23 protein-coding genes are annotated in these 19,356 nt (G+C 67.0%); 5 read left to right on the forward strand and 18 right to left on the reverse strand.

Going from position 1 to position 19,356, the window contains the following annotated elements; translation table 11 throughout:
• The first annotated feature begins 4 nt into the window (after window positions 1-4).
• The 3 genes from ABZ909_RS17355 (at window position 5) to ABZ909_RS17365 (ending at window position 2,162) form a co-directional block, all read left to right on the forward strand.
• Window positions 5-985, forward strand: coding sequence for an ABC transporter substrate-binding protein (locus ABZ909_RS17355; RefSeq protein WP_357000332.1), 981 nt, complete (start codon window positions 5-7; stop codon window positions 983-985).
• Window positions 986-1,210: 225 nt separating this feature from the next.
• A complete protein-coding gene (locus ABZ909_RS17360; RefSeq protein ID WP_357000335.1) occupies window positions 1,211-1,762 on the forward strand; it encodes a hypothetical protein in 552 nt (183 codons plus the stop codon).
• Window positions 1,763-1,796: 34 nt separating this feature from the next.
• On the forward strand, window positions 1,797-2,162 hold the full coding sequence (locus ABZ909_RS17365; RefSeq protein WP_357000337.1) for a hypothetical protein: 366 nt from the start codon (window positions 1,797-1,799) through the stop codon (window positions 2,160-2,162).
• A 191-nt stretch (window positions 2,163-2,353) separates the two neighbouring features.
• Here the strand turns inward: ABZ909_RS17365 and ABZ909_RS17370 are convergent, their stop codons facing one another.
• The 3 genes from ABZ909_RS17370 to ABZ909_RS17380 all read right to left on the reverse strand — a co-directional run bounded on the left by ABZ909_RS17370 (window position 2,354) and on the right by ABZ909_RS17380 (window position 4,999).
• On the reverse strand, window positions 2,354-2,635 hold the full coding sequence (locus ABZ909_RS17370; protein WP_357000340.1) for a hypothetical protein: 282 nt from the start codon (window positions 2,633-2,635) through the stop codon (window positions 2,354-2,356).
• 319 nt (window positions 2,636-2,954) lie between these two features.
• Window positions 2,955-3,842, reverse strand: a complete 888-nt coding sequence (locus tag ABZ909_RS17375) for an alpha/beta hydrolase (protein ID WP_357000343.1) — start codon at window positions 3,840-3,842, stop codon at window positions 2,955-2,957.
• 191 nt (window positions 3,843-4,033) lie between these two features.
• Window positions 4,034-4,999 carry an NAD(P)/FAD-dependent oxidoreductase gene (locus tag ABZ909_RS17380; RefSeq protein WP_357000345.1) on the reverse strand — a complete coding sequence of 322 codons (966 nt, stop codon included), beginning with the start codon at window positions 4,997-4,999 and terminating at the stop codon, window positions 4,034-4,036.
• A gap of 82 nt (window positions 5,000-5,081) precedes the next feature.
• Here ABZ909_RS17380 and ABZ909_RS17385 point away from each other — a divergent pair, with 82 nt between their 5' ends.
• A complete protein-coding gene (locus ABZ909_RS17385) occupies window positions 5,082-5,666 on the forward strand; it encodes an XRE family transcriptional regulator (RefSeq protein WP_357000347.1) in 585 nt (194 codons plus the stop codon).
• A gap of 27 nt (window positions 5,667-5,693) precedes the next feature.
• Here ABZ909_RS17385 and ABZ909_RS17390 read toward each other — a convergent pair whose 3' ends face one another.
• The 7 genes from ABZ909_RS17390 to ABZ909_RS17420 form a co-directional block, all read right to left on the reverse strand.
• On the reverse strand, window positions 5,694-6,317 hold the full coding sequence (locus ABZ909_RS17390; protein ID WP_357000350.1) for a TetR/AcrR family transcriptional regulator: 624 nt from the start codon (window positions 6,315-6,317) through the stop codon (window positions 5,694-5,696).
• 100 nt (window positions 6,318-6,417) lie between these two features.
• A complete protein-coding gene (locus ABZ909_RS17395; protein ID WP_357000353.1) occupies window positions 6,418-7,914 on the reverse strand; it encodes an NAD(P)/FAD-dependent oxidoreductase in 1,497 nt (498 codons plus the stop codon).
• A complete protein-coding gene (locus ABZ909_RS17400; RefSeq protein WP_357000355.1) occupies window positions 7,911-8,768 on the reverse strand; it encodes an SDR family oxidoreductase in 858 nt (285 codons plus the stop codon). The genes ABZ909_RS17395 and ABZ909_RS17400 overlap by 4 nt, the downstream gene beginning before the upstream one ends.
• Window positions 8,752-9,654: an alpha/beta hydrolase gene (locus tag ABZ909_RS17405; protein WP_357000358.1), complete on the reverse strand. Its 903-nt coding sequence runs from the start codon at window positions 9,652-9,654 to the stop codon at window positions 8,752-8,754. The genes ABZ909_RS17400 and ABZ909_RS17405 overlap by 17 nt, the downstream gene beginning before the upstream one ends.
• Entirely contained in the window at window positions 9,651-11,012 is a 1,362-nt protein-coding gene (locus ABZ909_RS17410; RefSeq protein WP_357000361.1) for a cytochrome P450, read from the reverse strand. The genes ABZ909_RS17405 and ABZ909_RS17410 overlap by 4 nt, the downstream gene beginning before the upstream one ends.
• Before the next feature lie 157 nt (window positions 11,013-11,169).
• Entirely contained in the window at window positions 11,170-11,454 is a 285-nt protein-coding gene (locus tag ABZ909_RS17415; protein WP_357000364.1) for a hypothetical protein, read from the reverse strand.
• A gap of 117 nt (window positions 11,455-11,571) precedes the next feature.
• Complete coding sequence (locus ABZ909_RS17420; protein WP_357000366.1) at window positions 11,572-11,727, reverse strand: hypothetical protein; 156 nt, start codon at window positions 11,725-11,727, stop codon at window positions 11,572-11,574.
• A gap of 144 nt (window positions 11,728-11,871) precedes the next feature.
• Between ABZ909_RS17420 and ABZ909_RS17425 the strand changes: the two genes are divergently transcribed.
• Window positions 11,872-12,273 carry a hypothetical protein gene (locus tag ABZ909_RS17425; protein ID WP_357000369.1) on the forward strand — a complete coding sequence of 134 codons (402 nt, stop codon included), beginning with the start codon at window positions 11,872-11,874 and terminating at the stop codon, window positions 12,271-12,273.
• A gap of 6 nt (window positions 12,274-12,279) precedes the next feature.
• Here the strand turns inward: ABZ909_RS17425 and ABZ909_RS17430 are convergent, their stop codons facing one another.
• The 8 genes from ABZ909_RS17430 to ABZ909_RS17465 all read right to left on the reverse strand — a co-directional run bounded on the left by ABZ909_RS17430 (window position 12,280) and on the right by ABZ909_RS17465 (window position 19,271).
• On the reverse strand, window positions 12,280-13,359 hold the full coding sequence (locus ABZ909_RS17430; protein ID WP_357000511.1) for an ionic transporter y4hA: 1,080 nt from the start codon (window positions 13,357-13,359) through the stop codon (window positions 12,280-12,282).
• 275 nt (window positions 13,360-13,634) lie between these two features.
• Window positions 13,635-14,519, reverse strand: coding sequence for an ectoine hydroxylase (gene thpD, locus ABZ909_RS17435; protein ID WP_357000371.1), 885 nt, complete (start codon window positions 14,517-14,519; stop codon window positions 13,635-13,637).
• Between the two features lie 9 nt (window positions 14,520-14,528).
• Complete coding sequence (locus ABZ909_RS17440) at window positions 14,529-14,918, reverse strand: ectoine synthase (protein WP_357000374.1); 390 nt, start codon at window positions 14,916-14,918, stop codon at window positions 14,529-14,531.
• Between the two features lies 1 nt (window position 14,919).
• On the reverse strand, window positions 14,920-16,194 hold the full coding sequence (gene ectB, locus ABZ909_RS17445) for a diaminobutyrate--2-oxoglutarate transaminase (protein WP_357000377.1): 1,275 nt from the start codon (window positions 16,192-16,194) through the stop codon (window positions 14,920-14,922).
• The gene (ectA, locus tag ABZ909_RS17450; RefSeq protein ID WP_357000380.1) at window positions 16,191-16,727 is read right to left on the reverse strand and encodes a diaminobutyrate acetyltransferase; all 537 of its coding nucleotides are present in this window, start codon (window positions 16,725-16,727) and stop codon (window positions 16,191-16,193) included. Before ectA ends, ectB begins: the two co-directional genes overlap by 4 nt.
• Window positions 16,728-16,832: 105 nt before the next feature.
• Entirely contained in the window at window positions 16,833-17,558 is a 726-nt protein-coding gene (locus tag ABZ909_RS17455) for a response regulator transcription factor (protein ID WP_357000514.1), read from the reverse strand.
• Window positions 17,559-17,842: 284 nt separating this feature from the next.
• Entirely contained in the window at window positions 17,843-18,541 is a 699-nt protein-coding gene (locus ABZ909_RS17460) for a L,D-transpeptidase family protein (protein WP_357000383.1), read from the reverse strand.
• 187 nt (window positions 18,542-18,728) lie between these two features.
• Window positions 18,729-19,271 (reverse strand): YaeQ family protein, encoded by a 543-nt coding sequence (locus ABZ909_RS17465; RefSeq protein WP_357000385.1) that lies wholly within the window; start codon window positions 19,269-19,271, stop codon window positions 18,729-18,731.
• Window positions 19,272-19,356: the final 85 nt, after the last annotated feature.

Raw genomic sequence — 19,356 nt, forward strand, 5'->3', positions numbered from 1 at the left:
CCTGATGATGAGGACCGGTGGACGGGCGGCCGTAATGGCCGGCGTAGTGGTGGCGGTGGCCGGACTACTGGCGGGATGCGGTGGCTCGGTGAGCAATTCGGGCAAGGCCGACGCGAAGAAGCTGGTGCTCATTCCCGGCGTCGCGAACGAGCCCTTCTACATCTCGATGCAGTGCGGCGCCCAGGACGAGGCGAAGAAACTCGGGTACTCCCTGGACACCCAGGCCCCCACCCAATTCGATGCCTCGCTGCAGACGCCGATCGTCACCGGCGTCATCGCCAACAAACCCGGCGCGATCCTCATCGCACCCACGCACGCCCAGGCCATGGCCAGCCCGATCAAGCAGGCCAAGGACGCGGGTATCAAGGTCATCGAGGTGGACACCGCGCTCGAGGACACCTCCATCGCCCTGTCCTCCATCTCCTCCGACAATGTGAAGGGCGGGCGACTGGCCGCGGTCACCCTCGCGAAACTGGTGGGCGACAAGGGATCCGTGCTCGTGATCAACACCAAGGCCGGCACCTCCACCACCGACCAGCGCGCTCAGGGCTTCGAGGACGAACTCGAACAGAACCACCCGGGCATGTCGTCACTGGGCGTGCAGTACAACAACAACGAAGCCGCCCAGGCCGCCTCCATCGTCACCGCCACCCTCGCCGCCCACCCCGACCTGGCCGGCATCTTCGCCACCAACCTCAGTTCCGCCGAAGGCGCAGCCACCGGCCTCCGCAACGCCGGCAAACTCGGCCAGGTCAAAGTCGTAGGCTTCGACGCCAGCCCCAAACAGGTCCAAGACCTGAAGGACGGCACCGTCCAAGCCCTGATCGCCCAAAACCCCTCCGACATAGGCAAACAGGGCGTAGACCAAGCCGACGCCGCCCTCCAGGGCAAGCCGGTCACCCGCAAAATCCAAACCGACATGATCGCCATTACCGCCGACACCATGTCCACCAACGACCAGCACTTCTACAAGAGCAAGTGCTAATCGGCGGCGAAGAGATTCACCCGCGCGAATGCCCACTGAAACGTCACTCCGCACACCGGGCAACCCCTCCGGCTACTGGAAAGCCGTGGATCCGGCTCGAGGTACGGCCTGAAACGCCGAAAGTGCCTCGGCCGGTGGCCGGTCGAGGCATTTTGCTGTCAAGCTGCTCGATGATCGATCCCTCAACTCGCTGAATTCCGTTCACTCCATATAGGTATCGCGCATATGCGTTTGCTCAGGATCGCCGCAACCGCCACTGGCGGCACCACCGTCCTGCACCTTCCCCGAGCTGTCTTGATCGCGGCCACCGCCGCAGTGGTCATGGCGATCGGCTGCAGCAGCAGCGACTCGAAACCAGCAGCAGCATCCTCCGCAGCGCACGTTCCAGCCACGACGAGGACGACGGCGACACCGATTCAGCCGGTCCCCGATACTCATAAGAACAAAGTAGGTCGCCTGCCGTTCACGATCGCGCTCCTCCAGGAGATCGCGCCCGAGCCACGTGATGTCACGGGAAGTCAAGTGCTGGTTGAGAACACGTCGGACGACTTTACCGGTATCGCTCAACGGGAAGTGCAATACTCGGTAGGCAGCGAAGTGGTCGGTACGAACACCGGCCACACCGATGTACTGAATCCGGGCCAGCAGCAGACGATCTGGATCGATGCCTTCGCCAACCGTAACGTCACCGGCCAATATGGGACCGCTCAGCTGATCAGCCTCTGGTTCAGCAGCGACACATCCCAACCGGGAACGAAACTGCAGCTGGCGTTCTGAATTGCGTCGCCTGCACACCCCAGGAGAAACCATCATGTTCCGAAAGATCGCCGCCACCACCGTCATCGCCGCGGCCCTCACCGGCGCCGGTGCCGGAATCGCCTCGGCCGCAACCACCCCTGATCCAGCGCCACAGCCCATCATCGCTCCCGTCGAGCCTGTCGCCGCAGGACAAACCCAGGCGATTCCCGGAGGGCAGGTCGGTGCTGTCGTCGGCGCCGTCGCCGGTGCCGCGATCGGCGTGGTCGCGGGCGGCGCGATCGGCTGTGCAGTGGTCGTGCCAGTGTGCCCCGTCACCACGGTCATCGGCGCGGGCATCGGCGGAGTCGCTGGTGGCGTCATCGGCGCAAGTGTCGGCGCGGGCGTGGGCTCGGCAATCGGCGCGCAGATCCCCGGCTGACCCTGGACACGACGATGGCCGCCTCGGACCGAAATGATCCGAGGCGGTTTCATTTTCGGTGGCCCACCCGCACCTCGAGTGCGCGAACCCCCGGGGACGCGGTCACATCCTGTCCGGCGGATTCGCCGTTGCGTGCGTTGGCGGACGCGGTGTCGGCGTTGAGCTTCGCCGAGCTCGGCGGCCGGCGCGAATCAGTCCTTTTGGCGCTCGACACGATGCGACAAGCGCTGGGTGAAGGTTTCCGTCCACACGGCCGATTCCGATTCGTCCGGGAGCTCGGCGGCGCGTCTGCCCGCCCGCGGACTACCCGTGCGCCCACCCTGTTTCACGCCGCCGGGCCGGGCCTGCAATGCCAGAACCCGCACGCCCCACGACACGTAAGCCTCCACGCTCATCCCCGCGCAATCCGCCGCATTGCGCAACGTGAGCCAATCATCCTCACCCACCGTCACCACAATGTCCCTGCTCGACATAACGATCAACGTTAGACCCTGCAGACCGTCCAGACCCGTTAGTGGCCTGCAAATATCTCGTTCAGCCGCTGATCACCCTGTCGGGACAGCCGAACGAACCCCGCCCCGCGCCGTAGTGCCGAACGCCAGAAACCGGTCGCATCTCGCACCTTCGGCCGCCGGGCAGCATTTTCTTGCCAAATCCGAAGGCGCAGTGCGTGATCAGAACGGTTGAGCCAGATATGGCTCGACCGGCTGGTTCACGCACTCACCCGTAATTTGTGGCAGCCGAGCGCATCACGCTGAAGTGGGCTCCCACCGACCGGTCCGAGAAGCTCGCTCAGCTTTGCGACGCGTGTCGCTGGATGAGTTCGTATACGGGCTTGGGGTCTTCTATTTGGGGGTAGTGGCCCAGACCCGGCAGTCGAGTTACCGGCGTGTTCGGCCTGAGGTTCAGAACTGCTTGCAGTACCGCCTCGGTGCAGATGGGATCCAGATCCGCCCAGCCGAGTTCCAGCGCGCCCAGCCAGGTGCGTATTGCGTTGTGCCAGCGCGTGGAAGTCGGGGGTGTGACGCGTTCGTGGTTGTAGTAGATGAGTTTGTCGAGCATGCGATGACCGTCGTTGTGGGACAGCAAAGACCACTGGTCGGCTGCCTCCTCAGCGGTGAGGGGATGCGCCGCGGAGAAGATACTGCCGAACGAGCGACGGAAGTAGAATTCGCTCGTCGCTCGGGTGACGAGCGGGCCGAGCCGGCTCAGCAGGAGTTTCTGTCCGAGCAGCAGGCTGGCCTGTTCGCGGACCAGGCTCGCATTGAACAGCAGAGCCGATTTCAGCGTGAACGACAATGTTCCATCGATGTCGCGGGCGAGGAGTTCGGTGGCGACCGAGCTGCCCATGTCGTGGGACACCATGACGACGGGTTCACCCACGTACCGCTGCGCGAGTTCCTCTGCGATATCGGCTTGAATTCGCAACGAGTACTGCATATCTCGTGGCTTGTCGGACAGTCCGAAGCCGAGGAAGTCGAAGGTGAGCAGGCGGTGGCCGTCGATCGAGTCGAAGGCGTCCCGCCAGTCGTAGGAGCTGGACGGGTAGCCGTGCAGGAGCACCAACGGCGGCAGGTCCGGGGAGCCTTCTCGTTCACGGACGAAGATCCGGTGGCGTCCGACCTGTTCGAAGGTGCCCGATCGCTGCCAGGCCGCGACGCGTGGGGTCAGATCCGCCATCTCTACCCTCCTGTGGCCGACAGCCGTCGGTTCGCCTTCACCCTAACAAATTGCACTGTCCATGCAGATTGTTCGCCGAGGAGTCGCGCCTGTTCGGATTTCAGTCGGGCAATGATGGAGGTGGGGTTGGGCATGAGTGCGGGTGGGTGTGGGCTGGCGCCGGACCGGCGTGGGCCGGTCCGGCCGGATGGTCAGGCGGTGGCCAGGGCGCGGTGAGCTTCCACTGCCAGACGGGTTTCTTCGGTTACCAGGTCGGCGTTGATGTGGGCACCGGCCATGGCACCGGCGGCAGCGGAGTTCCCTACCTGGGCGGAGATGTCGGTGACGTTGCCCGCGGCCCAGACGCCGGGGATTTCGGTGCGGCCGGTGGGGTCGGCGGGGATGTATTCGCCTGCGCCGCTGGGGTGCGAGGTGGGTGTCAGGCCGAGATCGGCAAGGAAGGCGGTGCGGGCGACCATGCGGGTGGGGGCGGCCAGGACCTCACGGGGGACGATGGCGCCGTCGGCCAGGCGGACGCCGGAGATTCGGTCGGCCGCGATCTCCACGGCGGTGACCTCACCGGTGACGACGCGAATTCCTCTGGCCGCCAGCTGTTCCGACTCCTCCTCGGTGGGAGGGGTGTTGGTGTGGGCGAAGTAGACGACGTCGCCGCTCCACTGGCGGAAGAGGAGGGCGAGGTGAATTCCCATGGGGCCCAGGCCGAGGACGCCGATCGGGCGGTCCCGGACCTCCCAGCCGTGGCAGTACGGGCAGTGGATGACATCGTGGCCCCAGCGCTCGCGCAGGCCCGGGATATCGGGGAGTTCGTCGACCAGGCCGGAGGTCACCAGCAGCCGGCGGGCACGCACAGACTGCCCGTTGGCCAGGGTGACGACGAATTCCTCACCGTCCCTGACGATTCCGGTCACCTCACCCGGAATCACCTGTCCGCCATAGCCGCGCACCTCTTCGCGCCCCCGCGCCAGCAGTTCTGCCGGCGGCACGCCTTCGCGGGCGAACAATCCGTGCACCCCGTCCGCAGGCGCATTGCGCGGGCTGCCCGCGTCGATCACGACCACCGCGCGCCGCGCTCGGGCGAGCATGAGCGCCCCGTTCAGTCCGGCCGCGCCGCCGCCGACCACCACCACGTCATAGCTGCTGTTCAGCTGATCGGTCATTGATGACCACCTCCTGCCTACGACCATGCTGGCCATATCGCAATCCTGGCAACCTTGTTTGCCGATATGGCAAACTGAAGTCATGACCGAGGATATCGACAGAGCTCTGGAAGGGGTGGGACCGAGGCTGCGTGAGCTGCGCAAACAGCGCGAGACCACACTGGCCGAGCTGTCCGACGAGACGGGCATCTCGGTGAGCACGCTGTCCCGGTTGGAGTCCGGCGCGCGACGCCCCACCCTGGAGCAACTGCTCCCCCTGGCCCGCGCCCACAACGTCACCCTCGACGAACTGGTGAACGCCCCGCTCACCGGCGACCCGCGCGTGCACATGCGCCCGATCAACCGTGGCGGCATGCAGATGCTGCCGCTGACCCGCCGCGTCGGCGGCATCCAGGCCTTCAAGATCGTGCTGGGCCCGAAATCCGGTCGCACCGAACCCAATCCGCAGACCCACGAGGGCTACGAGTGGCTCTACGTCCTCAACGGCCGGCTCCGGATGATCCTTGGCGCGCACGACCTGATCCTGCACCCGGGCGAGGCCGCCGAATTCGATACCCGGGAGCCGCACTGGTTCGGCGCGGCCGACGACGAACCGGTCGAATTCCTCAGTCTCTTCGGCAAACAGGGCGAGCGGGCCCACTTCCGTGCCCGCCCCAAGGGAGACTGACGGGCCCGCCCCAGGAGAGACCGACGGCTATCCCTGATACCGCGGCCCGACCAGCGCGAGCGCGGTTTCGACTGCCACATCGATGATTTCGGTGATGTCGCGCCCGTCCTCCACGGTGGAGGCGATGAGCTCCCGGAACCCGCCGTAGAGAATCGTCGCCATCTGCCGCGTCGACGGATGCAGTCCGGCCGCCTGGAATCCCGCTGTGGCGGTGAGGTCCTGGATCAGCGTGATGAACGATTCCGCGGCGTCCCGGTGCAGTTGCCGCGCCCGCTCCCCGAGCGCCGGGGTGTCGCGGATCCAGGCCAGGGTGATGCAGGTGTCGTCGCGCGAGGCTCCGATCCACGCCTCGATCGCCTGATGGATCTGGGTATCCCAAGGCGCGGTCGGGTCCACGGCCGCGTAGATCTGCTGGACGGTGTCGTTGTTGCGTTCGGCGAGCATGGCCACGAAGCAGTCCTGCTTGTCGGCGAAGTGCTCGTAGAAGGTCCGCCGGGAGGTCCGCGCGAGGCGGACCACATCGGCCACGGTGGTATCCCGGTAGCCGCGCTCGCGGACCGCGTCGGCCATGGCATCCAGCAGTCGCCGCCGGAACCCGGAGTCGGTGGCGGGTTCGGCGCTGTCGGCGGTGTCGACGCGTGTCACGAGCATCAGCGTAGTTTCTCCGATCTCGGCGAGCATCACGGCGTGTCGGTGTGTTCGCGGCGGTATCGCTCGCGCCCGGTCAGGCGGCGGTGTCACTGACACCCAGTCAGGCGGTGACCTGTTCGGGACCGCGTTCGGCCGCGGCGGAGGTGTGAGCCGGGCGGCGGCCGAAGCGGATGGTGCCGTCCTCGATTCGCCCGTGCCGCAGGGTGATCACATCCTGGGCGTAGTTCATGCCCAGCCGCCACGGCGCCCGAGATCCGGCCTTGGGGAAGCGGTCCATGGACCGCAGCACGTACCCGGCCTGGAAGTCCATCAGCGGCGCGGTGGTCACCGCCGGATCCGGCCACGGCGTGGCCTGGGCGTACCCGTGAATGTCCATGTGCCGCAACAACCGGCACACGAACTCCGCGACCAGGTCGGCCTTGAGCGTCCAGGACGCGTTGGTGTAGCCGATGGTGAAGGCGAAGTTGGGCACGCCGCTGAGCATCATGCCCTTGTAGGCCATGGTGTCCGGCGGCTGGATCTCGCGCCCGTCGACGGTGAGCCCGATGCCGCCGAGGGCCAGCAGGTCCAGCCCGGTGGCGGTCACCACGATGTCGGCAGACAGCTCCTCCCCGGATTCCAGCTTCACCCCGTCCGCGGTGAAACGCTCGATGCGATCGGTCACCACCGAGGCCCGCCCGTCGCGGATGGCGCGGAACAGGTCCCCGTCCGGGACCAGGCACAGCCGCTGATCCCACGGGTTGTAGGCCGGGTTGAAATGCGTGTCGACGTCGTAGCCCTCGGGCAGCTGCTTGATGGTCAGGTCCCGGAAGAACTTGCGCATCATCTGCGGCCGCCGCTGGCTGAGCTGATAGATCAGCGTGCCGATGGCGACGTTCTTCCACCGGGTGATGGCGTAGGCCCGCCGCGTCCCGAACCATCCGCGCAGCTTGGTGGCGATGGCGTCCACGCTGGGCGCGGACATGATGTAGGTCGGCGACCGCTGCAGCATGGTCACGTGCCCCGCGTTCTCGGCCATGGCCGGCACCAGCGTGACCGCGGTCGCCCCGCTGCCGATCACCACGACACGCTTTCCGGCGTAATCGAGTTCGGCGGGCCAGTGCTGCGGGTGCACGATCTGCCCGCGGAAGTCGTCGATTCCGGCGAACTCGGGGGTGTAGCCCTCGTCGTAGCGGTAGTAGCCACTGCACAGGTAGAGGAAGTCGCAGGTGATGGTCGAGGTCATCCCGTCGTGTTCGAACCCGACGGTCCAGCGCGCCTCCTCCGTCGACCACGAGGCCCCGGTCACCCGGTGCCCGTAGCGAATTCGCCGATCGATCCCCGCGTCGGCGGCCGTCTGGCGAATGTAGCCGAGAATGGCGGGCCCGTCCGCGATGGCCTCCGCCGCCACCCACGGCCGGAACCGATACCCCAGGGTGTGCATATCCGAGTCCGACCGCACCCCGGGATACCGGAACAGATCCCAGGTCCCGCCCATGGCCTCGCGCGCCTCGAGAATGGCGTAGCTGCGTCCCGGGAACGCGTCCTGGAGATGATGTGCCGCCCCGATGCCCGACAGTCCGGCCCCGACGATCAGCACGTCCACGTGTTCGGTCATTGCTTCGCTCCCTTCGCGGCCCGGGCGCGCACCAGGCCCATCACGACCGACAGCACGTCGAAATAGTGCGTCGGGGTCACCCGTGCCAGCGTGTCGAACAGGTAGGCGTCGGGTCCGACGAGAATGCGCGCCTTGCCGCGTTCGACTCCGCGGCAGATGATTTCGGCCGCCTGCTCCGGCGTGGTCATGGTCATGGCCTCGAATTCGGCGGCCATCTGCTCGTGAGTACGGCCCCTGCCCTCGGGATCCTTGCGCACCCGGCCGTTGCGGGCGATATTGGTCCGGATGCCGCCGGGATGCACGGTCACCGCCGAGACGCCCGTGCCCCGAAGTTCCTGCCGCAGTGCGTCGGTGAACCCGCGCACCGCGAATTTCGCTGCGCAGTAAGCACTCTGATAGGGCATCCCCGCCAGCCCGTACACGCTGGAGGTATTGACGATGGCGCCGCTGCCCTGCTCGACCAGGATGGGCAGGAACGCGCGCGTCCCGTTCACCACCCCGTCGAAGTTGATCTGCCGCAACCATTCGTCGTCCGCGGGCACGCTGTCGAGCACCGAGGAGGACACCGCCACCCCGGCATTGTTGAACACCGCAGCCAAGGGCGCGGGCAGCCACTCGCGCACCTCGTCGGCGAAGGCCAGCTGATCGGCCGCGTCGCGCACATCCAGCACGCGGGTCAGCACCGGCCCACTGAGGGATGCCGCCGTCTGCTTCAGTCCCTCGATGTCGATATCGGCGATGGCCACCGGCGACCCACGGCGAGACAGCAATTGGGCCAGTCCCCGCCCGATTCCGGAGGCCGCACCGGTGATCATGACCGGGTGGCTGGACAGCGGCCTAGAGGTTCGGGGCATCGGAGCTCCTGGATTCGGCGGTGCGGATGTGCGAGTCGATGAGGTCGGCGAAAGTCGGCCAGAGGGCGGCGGGCAGATCGTGGCCCATGCCGGGGAGGGTGTGCAGGCGCGCGCCCGGAATCGCCGCGGCGGTGACCTTGCCTCCGGTCGGATTCACCATGCGGTCGCGGTCGCCGTGCAGGACGAGGGTCGGCGCGGTGATCGTCCGCACCTCGGCGGTCCGGTCGCCCGACTTCATGATTCCGGCGAACTGGCGTCCCACGCCCGCCGCCGGGCGCGGATCGCGGTCCCAGGTGGTCCCGGCGATGGCGCGAATCCTGGCCTCGTCGAACGGATATCCCGCCGAGCCGATGTGCCGGTACATGCCGACCGCGCGGACCAGGTGCTCCTCGCGGGTACCGGCGGGCTTGCGGAACATGCGCGCCCAGGTGGACAGTGTGGGCCGCCCCACGCGCGCCGCACCGGTGGTCGAGAAGATCGACGTCAGCGAGGACGCCCGATCCGGATAGCGGGCCGCGACGGTCTGCGCGATCATCCCGCCCATCGACATGCCGACCAGGTGCGCGGACCGCCAGCCGAGGGTGTCGAGCAGCCCGACCGTGTCGACGGCCATGTCCCCGAGATCGTATTGCTGTGGGTCCCAGCGCTTGCGGGCCATCGCGAGCCCGCCCGGCGGCCGGAACCCGGCATGCGTGGAGGTCCCCACATCACGATTGTCGAACCGCACCACGTCGTATCCGCGCACCACCAGCTGCGCGATCAGCCCATCGTGCCATTCGTGTTTCTGCTGCCCGAGCCCGGCGATCAGCAGCAGCGGCACGCCCGATCCCTCCCGCTCGTAGGTGAGGGCGATCCCCCGCCCGACCTCGGCCACCCGCTCGCTCACGCGGTCACCTCAGCGCCACGCTCCGCACCGGTTTCGGCGGCCTCGGCCACCGGCGGCCGTGGCGCCCGCCGATACACGACGGCCTGCCCCTTCTTCGCCGGAACCAGTGCGACACCGCGGAAGTGCGCGCGCTCGTCGGGCGCGTCGGTGGTCTCCAGTGTGAAGTCCCGCAACAGCACCCGCAGCACCACGTTCATTTCCATGGTGGCGAAGGCCGCCCCGATACACCGGCGCGCGCCGCCGCCGAACGGAATCCAGCTGAAGGTCCCCGGCCGTGCACCGACGAACCGATCCGGATCGAAATCCCGTGGGTTGGTGAACAATTCCGGATTGTCGTGCATGAGCCGGATGCTCACCATCACGTGCTGCCCGCGCGCCAGCGTCCACCGGCCCAGTTGCAGTGAGTCCGTCCGCACCTTGCGCGCGGTGGCGTCGATGACCGGCCGTACCCGCTGGGTCTCCAGCAGTGTCGCCTCGCGCAGCGCGGACCCGCCCGCGTCGTTCTCCTCGACCAGGCGGCGCAGGATGTCCGGATGCCGCCGCAGCCGCTCGACGGTCCAGGCCAGCGAGGTGGCGGTGGTCTCGTGCCCGGCGGTGAGCAGGGTGAGCAGTTCGTCGGCGATCTCGCTGTGTGTCATGGCCGAACCGTCGTCGTAGCGGGCCTGCAGCAGCATGGCCAGCACATCGTCACGCTCGCTCAGCTCCGGATCGGCGGCCGCGCGCCGGATGAGCCGTCCGACGATCTCGTCGTACTGCGCGCGGTAGGCGGCGAACCGCGCCCACGGCCCGAAGCGCCCGAACAGCCTGCGCGGCACCGGAAGTGCCGCCAGCGCCGACCCGACCAGCACCAGTTTCGGGAGCAACGTCCGCAGCTGGTCGAATTCCGCGCCTTCCGCGCCGAAGACGGCGCGCAGGATCACGTTCAGGGTGATCCGCATCATCGAGTCCATGGTCGCGAACTCGCGCCCCGAAGGCCAGCCGGCCATCTCCCGGACGGCCTCCTCCTCGATGAGCGATTCGTAGACCGCCAGCCGCCGCCCGTGGAACGGCGGGGTGAGCAGCTTGCGCTCCTTGCGGTGCTCCTCCCCGCGCAGCGCGAAAAGCGAACCGGGGCCGAGGAATTGGCCGAGGTTGGCGTCGATATTGTCCACAAGATCGGTGTGCGTGGTGAACAGCGCCTTGACCTCGGTTGGTTCCGACAGCACCAGCGTGGGCCCGAAGCGGGGCATCGCGACCATGAACGCCGATCCATAGCGCTGATGCAGGCGACGCCAGGCCCGGGTGCGCCCGGCCAGGATCTCGATGCCCTGCACGAAGGCCGGCGTGGTTGGTCCGTCGGGCAGTGTCACTGTGGTCATGCGCCATCTCCCAGCCTGGTACATCTGCGTACCATCAGCACGGTACGCGCCTGTACCGACTGTGGCAAGGGTCACGTTCCGGACGGGAGAGGGCCGCGTGGCAGCCCTCGGCAAGTCCGGTCGGCGTAACGACCCGAACGCCGGCCGCAGCGGATGACTACAGCGCCGCCCGCAACGGGTGAGCGGGATCGAAGATCGAGATCGGCGGGCCCTCCCCCGCCGGATGCACCTGGAGCCTGCCGGTGTCGTCGATGAGGATGCGCCGCCCCGGATATGTCCGCCGAGCGATCTCCACGTCACGTTCATCGAACTGGTCGCAGCCGGTGAAAACCAGTACGCCGTAATGCAATTCGGTGGCGTACACACTGGCCGGCCAACGATGTAGCCAGACGTCGAGATCGAAGAGGGCATCGGGTTTGGGCAGGTCAGTGCCGACCGTCATGCGGGCATACTAGGCCCGCCTGCCCGAGTTCCACACGCGCACATCGGCGAGTCGCCGTATTGATCGCGTCAATGTTGCGCCGCGGGTTCGGATCCGGACTTCGCCATCGTCACTCCCTTACACGCCGTGCCCGCCGCCGTCGACCGCCACCATCCAGGCGCGGTCACCGAACGCCTGCCGCAAGCGCAGCGCGCCGCTGTGCAGGGAGGCTCGATTCGCGGCCGCCGAAGGTAGAAACCCCGGACACCCACCCGCGTCACCCCACCGTGCCACCCGCCACTCCCCCCGACAGGACTATCGGACAGTCGGCGGTCATGATCTTGGGTGAAACGCTAGTGTTGCGCGATTGAACGTAATCGACCGAGTTCGATAGGCTCGGGGTTTGGCATGCGGGCCGATCGAGCCGAGGGTGATGCGATGAGGCAAGCGTTCGATGCTTGGAAGCGGGCGGTGACCCGGGGGGCCAGTACCCGGGCCATTGCGGAGAAGCTGGACAGCAATGGGCCCAGAATCAAGCGGCATTTGGAGGAGTCGGATCCGCCGGTGGCGGATACGGTGATCGAACTCGCGCGCGCCTACGGGGTGAATCCGGTGGAAGGGTTGATCGCGGCCGGGCTGATCACGCGCAGCGATGTCGATCATGCTGCAACGAAGGACGCCCTTGCCGAGGTGCCCATGTTGCAGTTGCTGGAGGAGGCCGTGGAGCGGGAGCGGCGGGCCGTGCGGCGGCGAGCGCCCGAGGGTGAGCAGGCGGCGGACAGCGAGGAGCGCCGCAGCCGGCGGTTCCGGCGCAAGGTCGGCGAGGGGCCGGCGGAGTAGGCGTTCCTACGGCGCGACCGCGAGAAAGCCGAACGCCGCGAAGAGCGAGAGGTGGACCGTGCCCTGCAACAGGGTGGCACGACCGGGCACCACGGTGAGCATGCCGACGACCACTGTTATTGCCAGCAGCACCATTTCGGTCGCGCCCAGGCCGAGCAGCAGCGGGGTGTCCAGCCAGATCGAGGCGACCGCGATGGCCGGGATCGTGAGGCCGATGCTGGCCATGGCCGAGCCCAGCGCCAGGTTCAGACTTACCTGCACCCGTCCGCCTCGCGCGGCACGCAGCGCGGCCAGTGCCTCGGGCAACAGGACCAGCAGCGCGATCACCACGCCGACCGCGGAACGCGGCAGACCCGCTGCGTCGACACCGGATTCGATGGCCGGAGACACCGCCTTCGCCAGACCGACCACGCCGACCAGGGCTGCGATCAGCAGCCCGCCGCTGGTCCACGCGCGCCGCGCACTCGGCCGCTCCGCGTGCTCGTCCTCGTCGCCGGTCCCCGGTTCCACCGGGAGGAAATCCTCTTTGTGCCGCACGGTCTGCACGGCGATGAAGCAGCCGTAGAGCACCAGTGAGGCGACGGCAGCGAAGGCCAGCTGGGCGGGCGAGAAGTGCGGCCCGGGTTCACTGGTCGTGAAGGTCGGCAGCACCAGGCTCAGCGTGGCCAGGGTCGCCACCGTGGCCAGTGCCGCACCCGTGCCCTCCGCATTGAAGACCGCGACCCGCCGCCGCAGCGCCCCCACCAGCAACGCCATCCCGAAGATGCCATTGCAGGTGATCATGACCGCTGCGAACACGGTGTCGCGGGCCAGCGGCGCGGCCTTGTCCCCGGCCGAAACCATCAGCGTCAGAATGAGTCCGACCTCGATGACGGTCACCGCGATGGCCAGCACCAGCGCGCCGAACGGCTCGCCGACGCGATGCGCGACAACCTCGGCGTGATGCACCGCGGCCAGTACCGCCGCCAGCAGGAGAGCGAATATCGGGATGTCGGCCAGCAGCGACAATTCCCGGCCCCACACCGCGGCGAGCATCACCACTGCGAGCAGGGGAACGATTACGGTCCAGCGAATCTTGTCCAGCAGCAAGGGTTCCTCAGTGGTCACGGGATTCGACGAGCGCGGAAATCCCTCGGACGCAGCCGAATCGACCGGGCACGCGCCGGTCGCCCGGCACGTGCGCGATGTTCGACTCACGTCAAACCATAGAGGTACTATGCAACATTCCACAATCACGATGAACCATTGTCGTTCCATCGAGCGTGGTCAGCTCGCACATATCGCCAGCTCAGGCAGAATATCCGCGAATTATGTGATCGCAACCATATGGAACGACATCGGCATACGAACCGAACCCCCGATCACACCAGGGGTGTGAAGTCCCGGCTCGCGAGGTACTCCGGCCGCGGGTGCGGCGCGGCATAGGGATCGAGCAGCGTGTTCTCGACACTGTTGAACACCAGGAACAGATTCGAGCGCGGGAACGGAGTGATATTGCCCGCCGACCCGTGCATGAGATTGGAGTCGAACAGCAGCGCCGATCCCGCCCGCCCGGTGAACTGCGTAATGCCGTGCTTCCCAGCCAGATCCGTGATGACCGCCTGTGACGGGACGCCGATCTCCTGACCGCGCAGGGAAACCCGATGATGGTCGGCAGGCGTCTCACCCTGACAGGGGACGAAGGTGCGATGCGAGCCCGGCATGACCATGAGGCTGCCGTTGAACGGGTAGTTGTCGGACAGCGCGATGGACAGGCTCACCGCGCGCGGCGTCGGCATACCGTCCTCGGCGTGCCAGGTCTCGAAGTCGGAGTGCCAGTAGAAGCCGGCGCCGGTGAAGCCGGGCATGTAGTTCACCCGGGTCTGGTGCAGATAGACCTCGGAGCCGAGAATCTCGCGCGCCAGACCGGCAATCCGGTCCTCGCGCACCAGATCCGCGATCATGGCGCTGAGCCGGTGCACCTCGAACAGGGAGCGCACCCGGTGCGACGCGCGCTCGATGATCACGCGCTCGTCCAGCACGAGGTCGGGATCGCCGGTCAGCCGCTGGATTTCGGCCGACACCTCACCGACCTCGTACGGATCGAGCAGGCTGTCGACGACGGCGTAGCCGTTGTCGTCGAAATCGGCGAGGGCGGGGCTGCCGATCTCGCCCCACACCGTCGGGTCGTCACGCTCGATCGGCGGGGTGCCCACCACCGTGCGGGTGCGATAGCGATCGATTCTTCCGTTGTCGGACACAGTCATTCGAAGCTCCTAGTCGACGGCGACGAGCGGGTACACACCGTTCTCGTCGTGCACCTCCTGCCCGGTCACCGGCGGATTGAACACGCAGAGCATGCGCATCCGGGTGCGGGCGAAGAGGCGGTGCCGTTCGTGGCCGTTCAGCAGGTACATCGAGCCGGGGCCCAGCTCGTAGGTGGTGCCGTGATCGAGATCGACCAGGGTGCCCTCGCCCTCGACCAGCCAGACGGCCTCGATGTGGTGCCGGTAGTGGAACTCGTGGACGGTCTCGGCGTCGATGGTGGTCTCGTGGAACGAGAACCCGACCCGGTCGCCGCCGAGCACGATGCGCTTGCTGCGCCAGCCCGGGCCCGCGACATCCCGATCGGTGCCGGTGATCTCGGCCGTGGTGCGCACGATCATGTCAGCGCCCCCGCCCGCCGCAGACGGTATCCAGTGAGGCTGCCAGCAGCTCCAGGCCGTGATCGAGCTCGCAATCGGTAATGGTCAGCGGCGGAAGCAGTTTCACCACTTCGTCCTCGGGACCGGAGGTCTCCACCAGCAGCCCGCGCTGGAAGGCGACGGCACACACCTTCTCCGCCTGCGAGGCGTCGTCGAAGACCAGGCCGTGCACCAGACCACGCCCGCGCGCACCGACACCGTCGAAGGCCGCGGACATGCCCGTCAGGGCACGGTCGATGCGCTCGCCCTTGGCCCGGGTGGCGGTCTCCAGGACATCGTCGGCCCAGTAATGCTCCAGCGCCGCACGGGCGGTGACGAAGGCCGGGTTGTTTCCACGGAAGGTGCCGTTGTGCTCGCCCGGCTTCCACAGGTCCAGTTCCGGCTTGAACAGCACCAGCGCCATCGGCAGGCCGTAGCCGCCGATGGACTTGGACAGCGTGACGATATCCGGTGTGATACCGGCCATTTCGAAGGAGAAGAACGGTCCGGTGCGGCCGCAGCCCATCTGCACGTCGTCGACGATCAGCAGAATCTCACGGGCGGAACACAATCCGGCCAGCTTGCGCAGCCACTGCACACTCGCGAGATTGACTCCGCCCTCACCCTGGACGGTTTCGACGATCACGGCGGCCGGGCTGTCCAGACCGGAGGAGGCATCGTCGAGGACGCGCTCCATCCATTCGAACGAATCATCCTCCCCGCCGGACAGATACCCGTCGAAGGGCATCGAGGTGGCGTGCTGCAGCGGCACACCCGCACCCGCCCGCTTGGCGGCATTGCCGGTGACCGACAGCGCGCCCAGCGTCATACCGTGAAAAGCGTTGGTGAAGTTGAGAATCTCCGTACGGCCGGTCGCCTTGCGGGCCAGCTTGAGCGCGGCCTCCACCGCGTTCGCGCCGGTGGGTCCGGGGAACTGCACCTTGTAGTCCAGGCCGCGCGGCTTCAGGATCCGGTCGCGCAGCGACTGCAGCAGATCACGCTTGGCGACGGTGGACATGTCGAGCCCGTGGGTGAGACCGTCACCCGCGATGTACTCGAGCAGCGACTGCTTCAGCACGGGGTTGTTGTGGCCGTAATTGAGTGCGCCCGCTCCGGCGAAGAAATCCAGATACTCCCGGCCGGACTCGTCGCGGAGCCAGGCGCCTGACGCGGTGTCGAAGACCGTCGGCCAGGAGCGGCAGTAGCCGCGCACATTCGACTCGAGATCCGCGAAAACCGTCATATCGGGGCTAGTCATCGCCATTCCTCCTGAGTGGTGACCGGTGTGATGCGGTAGAGGTCCTCGGGCTGATGCCCGCCGGGAAACTGATCCGCCGTGAACAACGTGGTGCGGGTCAGGGCCGCGCCACGGCGGCGGGCCAGCGAGGCGAACATGGCGACCGAGGCCGGATTGTCGGGGGCGATGGTGGTCTCGAGCTGCGTGACTCCGCGCGCCGCGGCACTTTCCAGCAGCGCGTCGAGCATGTCCACGCCCAGGCCGTGCCCACGGTGAGGCTGATCGACCGCCACCTGCCAGACGAACAGGATGCGCGGCCACGCGGGCCTGGTGTAGCCGATGACGAATCCGGCTATCTCGCCGTCTATTTCAGCGACGATCGAGGTATCCGGGAAATCCCGGCACCACAGTAGATAGGCATAGCTGGAGTTGGTGTCGAGGACCCGGGAGTCCTCCGCAATACGCCACATTTGTGCGCCGTCGCCGAGCACGGGCTCCCGGAGCTGGATGGTTTGCTGGGATATCGCGTCAAATTTGCTGATTGGAATTTGCATGACCACTTCAGCCTGACGGCGAAGTTTTGAGGTCTTCCATGCGAACTCATTGCGATCTCATGACGATCCCATGACTCCGCGAGCCTCGCGCACCCGCGAATACGCTCATCGCGGCATATCGAGGCGATAGCCGAGGCCGCGCACGGTCACCACGATGCGCGGCTCCGACGGGTCCGTCTCGATCTTCGTGCGCAGCCGGCGGACATGGACGTCGACCAGCCGCTCGTCACCGAAGAAGCCTTCGTCCCAGGCTCGTTCGAGCAGCAGGGTGCGACTGAGCACCCGGCCGGGATTGGCGGCGAGTTCGCACAGCAGGCGAAACTCGGTGATGGTCAACGGAATTTGCTCCTCACCCCGGCGCACCACGCCGCCATCGGGCGAAAGCACCAGCGGCGCAGCATCATCGGCGTCCAGGACGATCTCCACCGGTGGCTCGGCCGCCGGATCCTCCGGCAGCCCGCCCAGGTGCGGCCGCCGCCGCAGCGCCCGCATGCGCGCGCTGATCTCCTTGAGCTCGAACGGCTTGGTCACGAAGTCATCGGCCCCCGCTTCCAGCGCCGCGACCACATCATGGGTGTCCGCGCTGGCACTGACCACCATGATCGGCACCTCGTGCGCGCGCCGCACCTCGCGAATACAGGTGAAGGCGTCCATCTCGCCCACCAGCAGGTCCACGATCATCACATCCGGCGCGCCGTGATTGCGCAGCCGCTCCAGGGCCACCTCGGCCGCGCCTGCCTCGGCGACCTCGTAGCCCTCCCCTTCCATCGCCGCCCGCAGGGCGCTGCGGACCCGGTAGTCGTCCCCCACGATCATCAGGCTCGCGCCCATCATCCATATCCTTTCGTCCGAAGGACGCCCCGAACACGTCCAGCGGACAATCACCGAGCTGCGGTGATCGCGTTCGACAAGGTCGAATACCCGAACCTTAGTTGAACGAAACATCCGGCCATCCCAGGTATGCGAGCCGATAGCTGATGCACATCACTCCGATTGCTACCGTTCAGGCTGGTAAATACCGAATGACACCGCCGGGCGTCGGCATTTGCGCACGTCAAAGCCACTTCGGTCGCATTTGCGACATTGTGAGAACCTGCACAGAAGTTTTCGCCGGTTCAGGAGTTCGCCGGGCGATCCTGGACCTCGATGTCGATAACCGGGCCCTGGGCGGGGTCGAGCCAGCGCATCACGCGGTCCAGATCCGCGCCTGGAAGGGCTACGCAGCCTGCGGTCGGGGTGCCGTCTCCGACATGGAGGAAGTAAGCCGAACCCGCGCCGGGGACGACCGGGGAGCGGTTGTAGTCGATGACTACAGCGTGGTCGTAGGCGGGACCGGCCGTACCCAGGTCCTCACCGGCGGATTCATCGAACGGGCAAGTGCCGGGAGCGCAGGAGTAGTGGGTGTTATAGAAGGGTGACCTGGTGTCGGAGACCCACCAATCCGATGGTGTCACTCGGCGATACGGGAGTCTGGTGCCGTTGCTGGGAGAGATGCCGAAAGCTTCTGTCAGCGTCCAGATTCCGGCCGGGGAACGGGTGGCCGATTCGCTGGTGGCGCCGATGCCTTGCGCGCCTACGTCGGCGCGCAGGGGGCCTATCGCTCGAACCCATCGTGTGCCATCGCGATCCCAGGCGGTGAGGGTGGCTGTGGTGGCGGTGGGGGAATCGGCGGTGACAGTGATGAGCTGATTGGCCGGGCCGGTGTACGTGGGCTGTTCCACCCGCGGCTCCGGGTGCTTCTGGGCGCAGCCGACGGCGGCCAGGGCTATGACGGCCAGGGCTGCGATCGCTGAGCGGGGGCGGGTTCGAGACATCGTGGTTGCCAGTTTGCCCGAGGTGGGGTGCTCGGGTCACCTGAAGCCCGGTTGCTCGCGCCCTGCCGGCGTGCGCAGGGAAGCCGGAAGTCCGCACCGTCCGGCTGCAGTGGATCGAATCCGCACCGCTCAGGGGGTGCGGGTGGAATTCGGGTCGCTCGGCTCTTCGGAGGTCGGTCTGCAGGGGTTAGGTGAGGGGGTGTTCTTCGATGGGGGTTGAGAGGGAGGTGCCATTCAGGTCCAGGTAGAGGTGACGGTCGGTGATCGAGAGGGTGAGGGTGTTGCGACGGTCGAGGAGGGCGGTGGCGGCGTCGACGAAGGGGCGGGCGAAGGAGTAGAGGGGGATTTGGTCGGCCTGGTGGATGCGTTTGCCGGTTAGTTGGGCGAGGACCTTGGCGGGGTCTCGGTGGGTGTAGATGGCTACGCGGTCGGCCAGCTTGCTGGCGCGGTGGATACGGTCGGCGTCCGGGGCGCCGACGTCGATCCAGGCGGTGAGGCGACCGGTGAGGTCGCGGATGAGCACGGGTGGCTCGTCGGTGGAAGAGACTCCACCGTCACTGAACGCGATGCCCTCTTCATACTCCAAGCAGTAGCCCAGGATCCGAGTCAACATGTACTCGCCGGTCTCGGAGGGATGCCGCGCAACCCGCAACTCCAACTCCTCGTAGACCCCCCGATCCACATCAGCCAAATGCACATTCACGTTGTAGAGAGTCGCGTTCAGGGCCATAGTCCCTGCAGCCTAAGGCCCACCCCACCCCAGCCGGCAACCGGTTCAGATTCCACCCACGACGAACCGACGACCGGACTCGACC

This window comes from Nocardia sp. NPDC046763 (assembly GCF_040645495.1).
Classification (GTDB): Bacteria; Actinomycetota; Actinomycetes; order Mycobacteriales; family Mycobacteriaceae; genus Nocardia.